Annotated in this window: 11 protein-coding genes; 4 read left to right on the forward strand and 7 right to left on the reverse strand. The window is 65.9% G+C overall.

Annotated elements, in window-relative coordinates; all coding sequences use genetic code 11:
* Nucleotides 1-11 precede the first annotated feature (11 nt).
* A complete protein-coding gene (sufB, locus tag ACO2RV_RS08320; protein WP_423291747.1) occupies nt 12-1,502 on the reverse strand; it encodes a Fe-S cluster assembly protein SufB in 1,491 nt (496 codons plus the stop codon).
* Between the two features lie 75 nt (nt 1,503-1,577).
* A complete protein-coding gene (locus ACO2RV_RS08325; RefSeq protein WP_423291749.1) occupies nt 1,578-2,747 on the reverse strand; it encodes a cysteine desulfurase family protein in 1,170 nt (389 codons plus the stop codon).
* A 346-nt stretch (nt 2,748-3,093) separates the two neighbouring features.
* Between ACO2RV_RS08325 and ACO2RV_RS08330 the strand changes: the two genes are divergently transcribed.
* On the forward strand, nt 3,094-3,759 hold the full coding sequence (locus ACO2RV_RS08330) for an alpha/beta hydrolase (RefSeq protein WP_423291751.1): 666 nt from the start codon (nt 3,094-3,096) through the stop codon (nt 3,757-3,759).
* A 78-nt stretch (nt 3,760-3,837) separates the two neighbouring features.
* Here the strand turns inward: ACO2RV_RS08330 and ACO2RV_RS08335 are convergent, their stop codons facing one another.
* Both ACO2RV_RS08335 and ACO2RV_RS08340 read right to left on the reverse strand, forming a co-directional pair.
* Complete coding sequence (locus ACO2RV_RS08335; RefSeq protein ID WP_423291753.1) at nt 3,838-4,206, reverse strand: hypothetical protein; 369 nt, start codon at nt 4,204-4,206, stop codon at nt 3,838-3,840.
* A 249-nt stretch (nt 4,207-4,455) separates the two neighbouring features.
* Nucleotides 4,456-5,595, reverse strand: coding sequence for an anhydro-N-acetylmuramic acid kinase (locus ACO2RV_RS08340; protein WP_423292059.1), 1,140 nt, complete (start codon nt 5,593-5,595; stop codon nt 4,456-4,458).
* Between the two features lie 181 nt (nt 5,596-5,776).
* On the opposite strand from ACO2RV_RS08340, the gene tyrS reads away from it, so the two are divergent.
* Nucleotides 5,777-7,033, forward strand: a complete 1,257-nt coding sequence (tyrS, locus tag ACO2RV_RS08345; protein WP_423291755.1) for a tyrosine--tRNA ligase — start codon at nt 5,777-5,779, stop codon at nt 7,031-7,033.
* 62 nt (nt 7,034-7,095) lie between these two features.
* On the opposite strand, the gene ACO2RV_RS08350 is transcribed toward tyrS, so the two are convergent.
* Nucleotides 7,096-10,674, reverse strand: coding sequence for a DUF3971 domain-containing protein (locus ACO2RV_RS08350; RefSeq protein ID WP_423291757.1), 3,579 nt, complete (start codon nt 10,672-10,674; stop codon nt 7,096-7,098).
* 153 nt (nt 10,675-10,827) lie between these two features.
* Here ACO2RV_RS08350 and ACO2RV_RS08355 point away from each other — a divergent pair, with 153 nt between their 5' ends.
* Nucleotides 10,828-11,292, forward strand: a complete 465-nt coding sequence (locus ACO2RV_RS08355) for a peroxiredoxin (protein ID WP_423291759.1) — start codon at nt 10,828-10,830, stop codon at nt 11,290-11,292.
* 21 nt (nt 11,293-11,313) lie between these two features.
* Here ACO2RV_RS08355 and prfB read toward each other — a convergent pair whose 3' ends face one another.
* Both prfB and ACO2RV_RS08365 read right to left on the reverse strand, forming a co-directional pair.
* On the reverse strand, nt 11,314-12,444 hold the full coding sequence (prfB, locus tag ACO2RV_RS08360; RefSeq protein ID WP_423291761.1) for a peptide chain release factor 2: 1,131 nt from the start codon (nt 12,442-12,444) through the stop codon (nt 11,314-11,316).
* Between the two features lie 101 nt (nt 12,445-12,545).
* Entirely contained in the window at nt 12,546-13,055 is a 510-nt protein-coding gene (locus tag ACO2RV_RS08365; protein WP_423291763.1) for an Lrp/AsnC family transcriptional regulator, read from the reverse strand.
* A 91-nt stretch (nt 13,056-13,146) separates the two neighbouring features.
* On the opposite strand from ACO2RV_RS08365, the gene ACO2RV_RS08370 reads away from it, so the two are divergent.
* Nucleotides 13,147-13,764 carry a glutathione S-transferase family protein gene (locus ACO2RV_RS08370; protein ID WP_423291765.1) on the forward strand — a complete coding sequence of 206 codons (618 nt, stop codon included), beginning with the start codon at nt 13,147-13,149 and terminating at the stop codon, nt 13,762-13,764.
* Nucleotides 13,765-13,771: the final 7 nt, after the last annotated feature.

Genomic DNA, 13,771 nt, shown 5'->3' on the forward strand with positions numbered 1-13,771 from the left:
GTATTGAGGGGCTAGCCCACCGAGCCTTCGAGGCTCACCGAGATCAGTTTCTGCGCCTCGACGGCGAACTCCATCGGCAGCTGTTGGAGCACGTCCTTGACGAAGCCGTTGACGATCAGCGCCGTCGCTTCCTCGGGATCGAGGCCGCGCTGGCGGCAGTAGAACAGCTGGTCGTCGGAGATCTTCGAGGTGGTCGCCTCGTGCTCGAACTGCGCGCTCGAATTCTTCGACTCGATATAGGGCACGGTATGCGCCCCGCACTTGTCGCCGATGAGCAGGCTGTCGCAATTGGTGAAGTTGCGCGCACCGGTCGCCTTGCGGTGCGCCGAGACGAGACCGCGATAGGTGTTGTCCGAGTAGCCCGCCGCGATGCCCTTGGAGATGATGCGGCTCGACGTGTTCTTGCCGAGATGGACCATCTTGGTGCCGGAATCGACCTGCTGGCGCCCGTTCGAGATGGCGATCGAGTAGAACTCGCCCTGCGAATTGTCGCCGCGCAGAATGCAGCTCGGGTACTTCCAGGTGATCGCCGAACCGGTCTCCACCTGCGTCCAGGAGATCTTGGAGCGGTCGCCACGGCAGTCGCCGCGCTTGGTGACGAAGTTGAAGATGCCGCCCTTGCCGTCCTTGTCGCCGGGGTACCAGTTCTGCACCGTCGAGTACTTGATCTCGGCGTCGGCCAGCGCCACCAGCTCGACCACGGCCGCGTGCAGCTGGTTCTCGTCGCGCTGCGGCGCGGTGCAGCCTTCGAGGTAGCTCACATAGGCGCCCTCGTCGGCGATGATCAGCGTGCGCTCGAACTGGCCGGTGTTGCGCTCATTGATGCGAAAATAGGTCGAGAGCTCCATCGGGCAGCGCACGCCCTTCGGCACGTAGACGAAGGAGCCGTCGGAAAACACCGCCGAATTCAGCGTGGCGAAGAAGTTGTCCGTCACCGGCACGACCGAGCCGAGATACTTCCTCACCAGCTCCGGGTACTCGCGGATGGCTTCGGAGATCGGCATGAAGATCACGCCGGCCTTGGCGAGCTCCTCCTTGAACGTCGTCGCCACCGAGACCGAATCGAACACCGCGTCGACCGCGACCCGAGCCCTGCCATTACCTTCGCCGCCGCTGCTGGCGATGCCGAGCAGCGCGTCGCGCTCGCGCAGCGGGATGCCGAGCTTCTCATAGGTGGCGAGAATCTCCGGGTCGATCTCGTCGATCGACACCGCCGCCTTCTTCTTCGGCGCGGAATAGTAATAGAGGTCCTGGTAATTGATCGGCGGGTAGCTCACCCGCGCCCAATCCGGCTCGCGCATGGTCTGCCAGCGGCGGAAGGCCTCAAGACGCCATTCCAGCATCCATTCCGGCTCGTCCTTCTTGGCCGAAATGAAGCGGACGGTATCTTCGTCGAGACCCTTGGGAGCCTTCTCCGACTCGATATCGGTGAAGAACCCGTACTTGTACTGATCGACATCAATGGAGCGGACCTGGTCCACTGTCTCCTGTACGGCCGGCATCGTCTCATCTCCTCTCCCACGCGGGTTCAAGGCCCGCGGGTTCAGGCCAACACTTCACTCACCAACGCACGCGCCTCACGCTGCCGCGCGGCGACGCAACAGACCCGGCATCACGCGGCGGAACGCGCCGAGGGCCCGGTTCACATCCTCTTCCCCGCTCGACCATCCGAAGGACAGCCGGAAGGCGGAACGCGCGATGCGTCCCGGCACGCCCATGGCGGCCAGCACATGCGAGGCCGCAACCTTGCCCGACGAACAGGCCGAGCCGGCACTCGCCGCAAGGCCCGCAAGATCGAGCGCGATCACCATCGTTTCGGCCGGCACGCCCGGCAGCGACAGGCACGAGGTGTTCGGCAAACGGTCGACATCGCCGACGAGCAGCACGAGCTCGGGGAATTCGCACCTTAGAGCGCTTTCAAGCCGCTCGCGCAAGGCAGCGATACGTATTTGTTCTGATTCTAAACTAGCTCCGGCCGACTGCGCCGCGACGCCGAAAGCGGCGATGGCCGGCACGTTCTCGGTGCCGCCGCGACGCCCCCGTTCCTGGCCCCCGCCGGCGAAGACGGGAGCGGGACGAAGATCGGGATCAGCCATCACCAGAGCGCCCGCACCGGGCACTCCGCCGATCTTGTGCGCCGAAACAGACACGAGATCGACGCCGAGATCGCGGATGGAAACAGAAATACGCCCGGCCGCCTGCACCGCATCGGTGTGAACCAGCGCCCCGTGCTCATGGGCCCGGCGCGCCACCTCGGCAATCGGCTGGATCACGCCGGTTTCGTTGTTCGCCAGCATGACCGACACCAGCGCGCGGCGCCCGGCAGCCGACTGAAGCTCAAGCGCCGCATCGAGGGCCGCGAGCGAGACACGCCCACGCGAATCCACCGGCAGAACCTCCACCCGCTCGGCGGGGAAGCGATGGCCACGCAGCACCGCCGCATGCTCGACCGCGCTGACGATCAGCGCGTCGCACCGCTCGGGCACCACGCCGCGCTGATAGTCCGGCGTCAGCGCCAGCGTGTCGGCCTCCGTACCGCCGGACGTGAACACAACGCCGCGCGGATCGGCACCGACCAGCGCCGCGACACGTGCCCGCGCTGTATCCATCACAAGACGCGCGGCGCGGCCCTCGCCATGCACCGACGAGCCGTTGCCGGTCGCGTCGAGCGCATCCAGCAAAGCCGCCCTCGCCTCGGGACGCACCGGGGCAGTCGCGTTGTGATCGAGATAGGTACGTTCGTTCATTTACCAGCCGTCGACATGGGCCCGGGCTCGAAATCTGCCCTTCGCGACCTATATAGTCACCAGATGCCTGTTCCGCCTGCCCTCTGTGCGAAAAGCTTGCAAAATAAGGCAGCGTCCTTCATAGGTTGGCTTCCGTCATCTGCGAAGGGGCGCAGGTTGTGGGCGCAGCCTGCACAACCTAACGCTGAATATTAGAATTATTCTAATAAGTTAGGGTTCGCACCCCATATCGTCAAGGCGCCTGCGGTAAAATGTAGTTCCCGACGTCGGGCGTAGTGGCAAAGCCATTCCACCGCTCCTCCGACAGAACACACTCCCCCGCGCCGCATCCAAGGTCTCGATCTACATGCCTGAGGTCATTTTCACCGGCGAGAAGGGGCGGCTCGAGGGTCGCTACCAGCCGGCCAAGACGCGTCACGCGCCCATCGCCATCATCCTGCATCCGCACCCGCAGTTCGGCGGCACGATGAACAATCCGGTGGTCTACAACCTCTACTACCAGTTCGTGAATCGCGGCTTCTCCACGCTGCGCTTCAACTTCCGCGGCGTCGGCCGCAGCCAGGGTTCGTTCGACCACGGCCAGGGCGAGCTGGCGGATGCTGCCGCCGCACTGGACTGGGCGCAGTCGATCAATCCGGACGCGCGGGCCTGCTGGATCGCCGGCTTCTCGTTCGGCGCGTGGATCGGCATGCAGCTTCTGATGCGCCGTCCCGAGGTGGAAGGCTTCATCTCCATCGCCGCGCCGGCGAACCTCTACGACTTCTCGTTCCTCGCGCCCTGCCCGTCCTCCGGCCTGTTCGTGCATGGCGACAAGGACGCGGTGGTGCCATTCTCCGCCGTCACCGGCCTCGTCGAGAAGCTGAAGACGCAGAAGGGCATCGTCATCGAGCAGCAGACCGTGGCCGAAGCCAACCACTTCTTCGACGGCAAGACCGAGGATCTGATGGAGGTGGTCGGCGCCTATCTCGACAAGCGCCTGCCGGGCACCGCGAAGAAGACCAGCGCCGCCTGAGCGCCCTCGAAACCTTGAACGACAAAAGGCCCGGCGCTCACCACGCCGGGCCTTCTGCATTCGGGGAGAATTGTTCGATCAGTTCAGCACGAGCCGGGTCGGCTCGGTGACGGTGATCACATCGCCGCTGCGGACGATCTCGACCGTGCGGGTGTCGCCGTCCACCGCGCCGGGCACGGAGAAGCTGACCGCCTGTTCGGGCTTCAGCGTCGCGGCGACGCGAACCGGCGCACCATCGGCGACGCTGAGCGTGGCGACGACGTGATAGCCGTCATTCGCCGGCGTGTAATAGGCGACGCCCTTCACATAGCCGAGCTGGATCGGCTGGGCGGTGGCGGGACGAAGGCCCGCGGCCTTGTCGGAAGCCCGCACCGGGGCGATGACGGCGACGGCGATAAGCCCACCCGCTACGGCGAGGGGCAGGATGTCGCGAATGAGGCTGCGCATCTCGATTGCTCCAAGTTCTGTCCAGGCGTGTTGATAGGAAGCTGCCTGCCTGGCGAGCCGGACTTCCGGGAGCCCTCAAGATACGCAATATATTGTGCATTGCATCATCGGCTTTTGCATCGCACCAATGCATTTCAGGAATACTGCGACAAACTGGACGTAGATTAAATTTTTCTGAAGCTCGCCTTCAGCTTCGCTGCAGCAGCGCGGCAGTGATTTGCATCAGGGGTGCAGCCGATGGCGGCAGGCTCAAGTCGCCGTGCCGCTCGCCACGATGATCCCGCCGGTCAGGGGCGCGGGCACGCCGGTCGTGGTCGGGAAGCTCAGCGGCAGGCCGCGCAGCGCGCGCACCGCCAAGAAGGCGAAAGCCTGCGCTTCCATGTCATCGATCGACCAGCCGACCTTCTCGGCAGTCACCGTCTCGATGCCGGTCCGTGCGCTGAGCATGCGCAGCAGCGTCGCATTATGCGCACCGCCGCCTGCAACGATCAGTTGCGTGGGCGTTGCCGGCAGAAAGCGCAGCACGGCAGCGCAAGCACTCGCGCTCACTGCCGTCAGGGTCGCCGCTCCGTCCGCGGTGTTCATGGCGTCCAGCCCGGCATGTTCCGCGACCCAGGCACGGAAATCGTTGCGGTCCAACGACTTGGGCGGCGGACGGTGGAAGAACGGGTGAGCCAGCAGGCGCTCGACCACCGCTTCATCGACGGCCCCCTGAGCGGCAATCGCACCGTCCTCGTCGAAGGGCAGATCGGTTCGGGATTTCACGAAATCGTCGACCAAGGCATTGGCCGGGCCGGTGTCGCAGGCGATCGGGTCGCTCATGCCGTCGACATAGGTAACGTTCGCCACCCCGCCGAGATTGAGAATGAGCAGCGGCCTGGCCGGTCCCAGCCCCCGCGCCAGCGCCCGGTGATAGACTGGCACCAAGGGCGCCCCTTGCCCGCCGGCGGCGACGTCGGCCGCGCGCATGTCATAGACCAGCGCGGCGCCGTCCCCCGTCGTCATACCGCGCACCGCGCGTGCAAGGGCGGGTCCATCGCCAATCTGGACGGTCAGCCCGATTTCAGGCCGGTGCAGCACGGTCTGGCCGTGATAGCCGATGACATCCACATCACGATAGGCTGGGAATTCCTTGAGAAAGCTTGCTAAAGCCAGCACATGGCGTTCGGTCGACAACCGTTCGGCCCGTTTGAGGATGCCCGGCCGGTCGTGGCGGTCGGTCATGCCGCGCGCATCGGCAATCGCCCGGAAGAGCAATTCCCGTGTCTCCGGCGCATAGACATAGGTCCGGCCCGGCCCGAAGCTCGCGACACGCTCGCCATCGGTTTCGATCAGCGCCACGTCGACGCCGTCGAGCGAGGTTCCGCTCATCAGGCCGATCGCCTTCAGGGGACGCACCATCATCGTTCCTCGATTGCGTTGCGCCGGGCGAGCGCTTCGGGGTGCTTTCGCCGCGCGAAGCTGATACATCCACCGCGCACGAAATCCGCCTTGCCGGGCCGAAGCCGTGCGCGAAGCTGATAGCTAATTCGACCGTTCCTAACATGGCGTTGATGCCCGCAGGCCCGAGATGAGCAAGTTCAAATCCGATTTCCTCCGCACCCTGGACGAGCGCGGCTTCATTCATCAGATCTCCGATGAATCCGGCCTCGACGAGCTGTTCGCGAAGGAGACCGTCTCGGCCTATATCGGCTTTGATCCGACGGCGCCGAGCCTGCATGCCGGCGGGCTCATCCAGATCATGATGCTGCACTGGCTGCAGCAGACCGGCCACCGCGCCGTCTCGCTCATGGGCGGCGGCACTGGCATGGTCGGCGACCCCTCCTTCAAGGAGGAAGCGCGCAAGCTGATGACGGTCGAGACGATCGAGGAGAACATCGCCTCGATCAAGCGCGTGTTCTCGAACTACCTCAGCTATGGCGAAGGACCTTCCGACGCGCTGATGATCAACAATGCCGACTGGCTGCGTGATCTCAACTACCTCGAATTCCTGCGCGACGTCGGTCGGCATTTCTCGGTCAACCGTATGCTGTCCTTCGACAGCGTGAAGACCCGGCTGGATCGCGAGCAGTCGCTGTCCTTCCTCGAATTCAACTACATGATCCTGCAGGCCTATGACTTCGTCGAGCTTGCCAGGCGCTACGACGTGCGCCTGCAGATGGGCGGCTCCGACCAGTGGGGCAACATCGTCAACGGCATCGATCTCGGCCACCGCATGGGCACCGGGCAGCTCTACGCGCTGACCTCGCCCCTGCTCACCACCGCTTCCGGCGCCAAGATGGGCAAGTCGGTCAACGGCGCGGTGTGGCTGAATGCCGACATGCTCGGCGCCTACGAGTTCTGGCAGTACTGGCGCAATACCGAGGATGCCGACGTCTCCCGCTTCCTCAAGCTCTACACCACCCTGCCGATGGACGAGATCGCCCGGCTGTCGCAGCTGGCCGGCTCGGAGATCAACGAGGTCAAGAAGATCCTCGCCACCGAGATCACCGCCATGCTGCACGGCCGCGCGGCGGCCGAGGCGGCGGCCGAGACCGCGCGCAAAACCTTCGAGGAAGGCGGCCTCTCCGCCGACCTGCCGACGGTCGACGTGCTGTCGACGGAACTTGAGGCCGGCATCGGCGTGCTGGTCGCCTTCGCGGAGAAGACCGGGCTGGTCGCCTCCAATGGCGAGGCGCGCCGGCAGGTCAAGAGCGGCGGGCTCAAGGTGAACGACGCTACCGTCACCGACGACAAGCAGGTGCTGACCGCGCGGGACCTGACGCCGGAAGGCGTCATCAAGCTCTCCTTCGGCAAGAAGAAGCACGTTCTGCTTCGGCCCGTCTGACGACAGATCGACGTTTCCACGAACGAATGGCCGGGCTCGTCCCGGCCATTCGCGTTTCATCGCTACCGGGTTGGAATGACCGCGGGCGGTGTCGGATCGGGCGCCTGGCGGTATTCGAAGATCTTGCGCAGGAAGCCGGGCGCGACAGCCGAAATGGGGTTCATCCGTAGTGTCGGCCCCGACAGCGGCCCGACGATCTCATAGGTCACGCCGACGAGTCCCTCATTGGGCCCACCCCCGAGGAAGAATCCCAGCACCGGCAGCTTGCTGAACAGATTGTTCAGCCCATAGGCCGGCACATAGGTGCCACGCACCGAGACGCGATCATTGGCGAAATCGAGGTTGCCGTCGAAGGTCGAGCCGATCGACGGGCCCCAGATGGCGCCGTCCTTGATGTTCAGCTGCTGGGAACTGCGCACGAACTCCACCTGAAGCTTGCGGAACGCCACCACCCCGCCGGGCGCGGGGCGGCCGTCGCTGCCGCGCCCGGGAGCCGCCGCCATCAGCCGGTCGAGCCCCGGTTCGCCGCGAATGGTGAAGTCGCGCATGTTGACCACGCCCGCCTGAGGCGAGCCGTCGCCACGCGGGCCGTCGACATTGATCCAGAGATCGCCGCCATAGATGCGGGCGTAGAGATTGATGAAGCGCAGCAGCGCGCCGGCATCGGTGGTCGCCACGCTCAGCTGTGGCCGATCGGAACCCTTGCTGACCAGCTCGCCGGTCACGCCGCCGTCGCGCCCCACCAACCCGCCGAGCGAGAAGGCGGTCAGCGTACCGGCGCGCCGCGACAGCCGCAGCACGACCTGGCGCATGGTCTCGCCATTGTTGCCGGTCACGACGTCGAGCTTCACGTCGAGGTCGATGTCCAGCGGCTTTTCATCCTTGCGCCCGGCTATCGGTGCCTCAAGCAGGTTCTTCAGGAAAGCGCGGGCCTCGATGACCTCGCCGCGCACGGTGATCTTCATCGTGCCGTCGACATTCTCGACCTTCACGCTCGCCTTGTCGCCGTCGGAAAGCTGGAAGGTCGGAAGGTTGGCGCTGATCAGGGAGGCTTTCGAATCGAGTTCGACGGCGCCCTTGATGTTGACGCCCGGCCCGGTAACGACGAGATCGTCGAGGCGCGTGCCGCTATTGGTCACCGTCGCCTTTGCCGTGAGCCGCGCGGGCTTGCCCGCAGGCTTCGACCATCCGGGAACAAGCTCTGCCAGCCGGGTGGCCGTCAGGTCGAGGTCGACATCGGCGGATTTGCTCTTGGGCCCGATCGTACCGGTGAGCTTGACCCCGACCGTCCCCGAAAGGCCGGCGAGATCGAGGTTCAGCTTGGTACGTGCCGCGTCATCAAGATTGGCCGCCACCACGAAGGTCGCATCGCCGACTTTCGGCCTGGTGACCTCAAAGCTCGCCGGCGCGCCGCCCAGCTTGCCGTCGCCGCGCAGCACGGTGGCGGCCGGCGTCATAAAGGCGCGGATCGTCGCGTCGTCGAGCTTCTGGCCAAGGAAAACCTTGTCTGCGCTGAAGTCCGTCAGATCTGCCTCGAAGGCGTAGTCGACATCGGCGGGCGTTATGTGGTTCGACAGCGTGAGGTTGACCTGCGCCGTGCCGTTGATGGTGCCCCGCACCGCAGCCGGGTCTATCTGCTCGCTCGAAACCCCGCGCAGGGGCGGCATGGCCGCAAGTTCCACCGCCGCCGCCGCCGGGCCATCCAGCTGCACCACCACCTTGGCAGGCGGATCCTTCATTGCGGTCTCCGGCACGTCGAAAACCGTCTGCGACAAATTCAGCTTGCGCCCGTCGGGCGTGTCGACCGTGCCGTTGAGGGCGGTCACGTGCACGCTTCGGGCATTTCCCTGCACGGAGACGCTCGCTCCCTTGACCGCGGGAAGCTCCGGAACCGGATGCAGCTCCGCATTGCTGCCTTCGATGTTGATCGAGATGGCCTCGGGCGGCAGCTTCCACTCCGGATTGCCGACCGAACCGAGCGGCATGTTCAGGGAGAAGTCGGCGCGGGTCACGTCGCCAGAGATGATGTGGTCGTAGATCCAGCTGCGAACTTCCGGAACGGCGGTGATCGGCCACATGCGCTTCAGCGCCGAAACCGGCATCGGCGTCATGCTGACATCGAGGTTGAACGTCGGTTCGGGGGTGCCGAGGTCGACGGCGCCGCCCAGTGTCAGGCTACCCAGCGGGCCCTTGAGCGTGCCCTTGGGCACGGTAAAGCGTCGGGCGACGGGGTCGTACAGCCCCTCCAGCGCAATGTCATCGAGAACGAAGGGCGGTTCCTTCTGCGCATGCGCCCCGCCGCCGGCGAAGCTCGCCCGTGCCGTGCCGATCCTGGTCCGCCACGTGCCGTCCGGCAACTCGGAGACCGTGGCGGCGATCTCGGCTGCAAAGGAGCCCGCCTGAATAATCAGCGGCTTGACGTCGATCTCGTGACGCACCGGATCGAAGCTGAAGGCGAGCGATGCTTCGTCGATGATCATCCGGCTGGCGTCGTCCGAGCCGAACTGCAACTCGCCCGCGCCCGCCTCGAGGCGTCCCTCACTTCCCACCAGCGTGCCGGCGGTGTCGATATGCGCCGTGAAGTCCAGTGAGAGCGGCGACGTCGCCAGCACGTCGGCGTCGGCCTTGCCCGCAGCGAGCAGGAGATCGCGCGGGGCGAGGTCACGGATGGAGAGCGCAAGCGCCCGCTGACCGCCGACCAGTGCGCCGATGGTGGCTCGCGCCGACCACGGTCCGTCGGTCCCGCCGGACTTGACGTCGAAGGCAAGGCCGCCGACCTCGGGACGCGACATGCTGAGATCGATGTCGTCGAATGTCCATTGCCGCCCGGTCAGTTCGCTGCGAACCACCAGGACGCCCTCTTTCAGGCCGACGCTTTCGAGATCGCCGCCATCGAAGCCGCCGCGGTCGATACTCTCGGCAAGTGCAGCGAGGCCCGCGAGCCGGATCGGGCCGAGCGGCGAGGCCACCTTGTCGCCCGACGCCGCCGCTGGTGCCTGTACCCCCGCCGGGGTGCCACCCGTCCGGGGCGCCTGTGCAACCGGAACGCTGGCAGGCGCGTCCTCCGGCCCGGCCGCCGGCGCGGACGTCTCGACGACCTGCGGCGCCTGCAGCGACTTGCCGCCCTCCGTCGAAATGGCGATAGCGCCCTGCTCATCGATGCGCACCGTCACCTTGACGCCGACGAGATCGACGCGGCGTGGCCGCATGGCCCAGGGGAACAGCGTGTCCTGCATCTCGACATCGGCCTGCGGCGCCCTGGCGATGACCGCGCCGTCGGCGTCGCGCACGACGATGTTGCTCGCGCGCAGGACCATGCCGCCATCGACGGCGCGATCCGCCGTGATCTCGCCGATGCCGACCGTCTGGCCCGGGCCGAGGCGGGCCTCCAGCGCTCGCTCCACATAGGGACGCGCCATGTCCACGGTCAGGATGCCGAGGGAGAACAGCAGATAGACGACGGCCGCCGCCGCCATGACGAGACCGGCCATGCCGCCGCCGGACCAGCCGCAGATGCGCAGCCACCGGCGCCGACGACGGGGTATGGCTTCGCAGGCGGCCTTGGCGACACGACGCAGGCGCGGGCGCTTGGCGCCTCGCTTCGCGCGAGCCTCCCCCTTCCGCGTCTTCACGTCAGTCATCAACAGCCCGAATCCAAGGAAGCCTCGTAATAATGCCCGCCCACCGGCAACGGAGCGACATCTTTCGGCGGCGATCCTACGTACAAGTTTCCGCTGAGTCGCCCGATCGGCTCGGTTAGCCGTTCACCTGTAAAACCGCCGAAAGGAAGGCAGATGACGATTGAGACCGGATCTCCCGCTCCCGATTTCACGATAACGACCGATACTGGCGATATCCTGACGCTTGCGGGATTTCATGGCCAGAAGCTGGTTCTCTATTTCTATCCGAAGGCGGGAACGCAGGGTTGCACCCTTGAGGCGCACGACTTCAATCGCCTGAAGCCCAATTTCGACGCCGCCGATACCCGCGTCATCGGTATCTCACCGGATGCCGACAAGGCGCTGGCGAAGTTCCGTTCGAAAGAGGGGCTGAGTTTCGCGCTGGCCGGCGACGAGACGCATGAGTTGCTGGAGGCCTATGGCGTCTGGGCGGAAAAGAGCATGTACGGCAAGAAGTACATGGGCGTCGAACGCACCACGGTGCTGATCGACCGCGGCGGCCGCATCGCCCGAATCTGGCGGAAAGTGAAGGTCGCCGGGCACGCCGAGGAGGTGCTGGCGGCGGCGCAGGCGCTCTGAGGCGCCGCGCCGCCCGAAGGCTCAATCCACGTCGTCGACGCTCGCCGGCCCGCCGCCATAGGCGCGCTGGGCGAGCGCGGCCTCCATGAACGGGTCGAGATCGCCGTCCAGCACCTCCTGCGGGGTGCCGGAGGTGACTCCGGTGCGCAGATCCTTCACCAGCTGATAGGGCTGCAGCACATAGGAACGGATCTGGTGGCCCCAGCCGATGTCGGTCTTCGCGGCCTGATCGGCGGCGGCCTGCGCCTCGCGCTTCTTCAGCTCCATCTCGTAGAGCTTGGCACGCAGCATCTCCCACGCCGTGGCGCGGTTCTTGTGCTGCGAGCGATCGCCCTGCGCCACCACGGCGATGCCGGTGGGGATATGGGTGAAGCGCACGGCCGATTCGGTCTTGTTGACGTGCTGGCCGCCGGCGCCGCCCGAGCGCATGGTGTCGATGCGCAGGTCGCTTTCCTTGATGTCGACCACGATGCGGTCGTCGATCACCGGATAGACGTCGACGCTGGCAAAGGAGGTCTGGCGACGGGCATTCGAGTCGAAGGGCGAGATCCGCACCAGCCGGTGCACGCCGCCCTCGGTCTTCAGCCAGCCATAGGCATTGTGACCCTTCACCAGAATGGTCGCCGATTTGAGGCCGGCTGTTTCACCGGCCGACTCTTCGATCAGCTCGACCTTGAAGCCACGCCGCTCGGCCCAGCGCGTGTACATGCGCAGCAGCATCAGGGCCCAGTCCTGGCTGTCGGTGCCGCCAGCGCCGGCATGGACTTCGAGATAGCTGTCATTGGCGTCGGCCTCGCCGGACAGCAGCGCCTCGAGCTGGCGGCGGGCGACCTCGGCCTTGAGCTTGGCGAGTGCGGCGGCGGCCTCGGAGACGATGCCCTCGTCGCCCTCCATCTCGCCGAGCTCGATCAGCTCGACATTGTCGTTCAGCTCGCGCTCGATCCGCTCCAGCGAATTGAGCCCGTCCTCCAGCGTACCGCGCTCCTGCATCAGCTTCTGCGCGCGCTCGGGGTCGTTCCACAGATTGGGGTCCTCGGCGAGCGCATTCAGCTCGGCGAGTCGGGCCTTGGAACGGTCGAAATCGATGTGCTGCCGCAGCAGGCCGGCGGCTTCGCGGATTTCGTCGACGCTCGTGGCGAGCTCGGCGCGCATGTTCACTCACTCTCAGAAGGACGCGCCGGACGACGCGGAAGGCGGCGGAAAATAGAGGCGTTGACCCGGACTGTAAACGCCCCGCCCGACGCTATGAGACCTCACGCACCGAAGCGTGCAACGGTCATCAGCGCGCGGCCGATGGGTTTGGGTTCCTCGCTGCGCAGCACGACCGATGTGGTGACGGCGCCAAAGCGCCCGATGGCGTCGACAATGGTCGCCAGATATTCCGGCGCCGGCACGATGGCCTTGAGGATGAAGCAGTCATCGCCGGTGACACGATGCACCTCCACGATGTGCGGCAGCTCGTCGAACTGCTTCAGGCAGGCGCGTATATGCTCGTGCGTGGTCTTCAGCCGGATGATCGCCGTCATGTTGAGACCGAGCGCGGGCAGGCTGATCCGCGCGCCATAGCCGGTGATGACGCCGCGCTCCTCCAGCCGCTTCACCCGCTCGGAGGTCGCCGGCTGTGACAGACCGATCCGCCGGCCGAGCTCGGACAGCGGCATGCGGCCGTCCTGCTGCAACGCTTCGAGGATCTCGACATCCTTGTCATCCAGCCCCGCCTCGCGGACATGGCGCGAGAGAAGCGGAAGCGACCTTGAATCCATCGGCAAATTCCTCGTTTCGCCGATGAGTTAGCATGTCCGGCCGCGCGCGTCCCTGCCATGCTGGCCCTCGCCTTCCCTATTGGAGAACGAGATGCGCCTCATCGGCATGCTGGATTCGCCCTACGTCCGCCGCGTCGCGATTTCGCTGACATTGCTCGACCTGCCCTATGTCCACGAGCCCTTGTCGGTGTTCCGCCACTACGATGCCTTCACCGCCATCAATCCGGTGGTGAAGGCCCCGACGCTGGTGACCGACGAGGGCATCGTGCTGATGGAATCGAGCCTGATCCTCGAACATGCCGAGCGCCTCGCCGATCCCCGGCTCAGCCTCGCCCCGACGGATATCCCGACGCATGCCCGCGCCCAGCGCATCGTCGGGCTCGCGCTGGCCGCCTGCGAGAAGGCCGTGCAGATCGTCTATGAGCGCGAGTTGCGTCCGACCGAGAAGCAGCACCAGCCCTGGATCGACCGGGTACGTCGCCAGTTGCTCGCAGCCTACGGTCTCCTGGAAGCGGAAGTCGTGGGGCGTGCCGACTGGCTGGCCGGCGAGCGTCCGCTACAGGCAGACATCAGCACGGCCGTCGCGTGGACGTTTTCGCGCAATCTCGTCCCGGACATCGTCCGCGACGACGATTTTCCGCACCTTGCCGCCTTCGCATCGCGGGCCGAGGCGCTGCCAGCCTTCCGTGCCACGCCGCATGAGGGCTGACGCGAGC

This window comes from Ancylobacter sp. VNQ12 (assembly GCF_049445835.1).
GTDB lineage: Bacteria > Pseudomonadota > Alphaproteobacteria > Rhizobiales > Xanthobacteraceae > Ancylobacter.

Excerpts from the sequence above, each read along its gene's own strand:
- ACO2RV_RS08355 (WP_423291759.1), top strand. The coding sequence starts at position 10,828 with ATGACGATTGAGACCGGATCTCCCGCTCCCGATTTCACGATAACGACC.
- ACO2RV_RS08365 (WP_423291763.1), bottom strand. The coding sequence starts at position 13,055 with ATGGATTCAAGGTCGCTTCCGCTTCTCTCGCGCCATGTCCGCGAGGCG.
- sufB (WP_423291747.1), bottom strand. The coding sequence starts at position 1,502 with ATGCCGGCCGTACAGGAGACAGTGGACCAGGTCCGCTCCATTGATGTC.
- ACO2RV_RS08335 (WP_423291753.1), bottom strand. The coding sequence starts at position 4,206 with ATGCGCAGCCTCATTCGCGACATCCTGCCCCTCGCCGTAGCGGGTGGG.
- ACO2RV_RS08370 (WP_423291765.1), top strand. The coding sequence starts at position 13,147 with ATGCGCCTCATCGGCATGCTGGATTCGCCCTACGTCCGCCGCGTCGCG.
- ACO2RV_RS08325 (WP_423291749.1), bottom strand. The coding sequence starts at position 2,747 with ATGAACGAACGTACCTATCTCGATCACAACGCGACTGCCCCGGTGCGT.
- ACO2RV_RS08350 (WP_423291757.1), bottom strand. The coding sequence starts at position 10,674 with ATGACTGACGTGAAGACGCGGAAGGGGGAGGCTCGCGCGAAGCGAGGC.
- tyrS (WP_423291755.1), top strand. The coding sequence starts at position 5,777 with ATGAGCAAGTTCAAATCCGATTTCCTCCGCACCCTGGACGAGCGCGGC.
- ACO2RV_RS08330 (WP_423291751.1), top strand. The coding sequence starts at position 3,094 with ATGCCTGAGGTCATTTTCACCGGCGAGAAGGGGCGGCTCGAGGGTCGC.
- prfB (WP_423291761.1), bottom strand. The coding sequence starts at position 12,444 with ATGCGCGCCGAGCTCGCCACGAGCGTCGACGAAATCCGCGAAGCCGCC.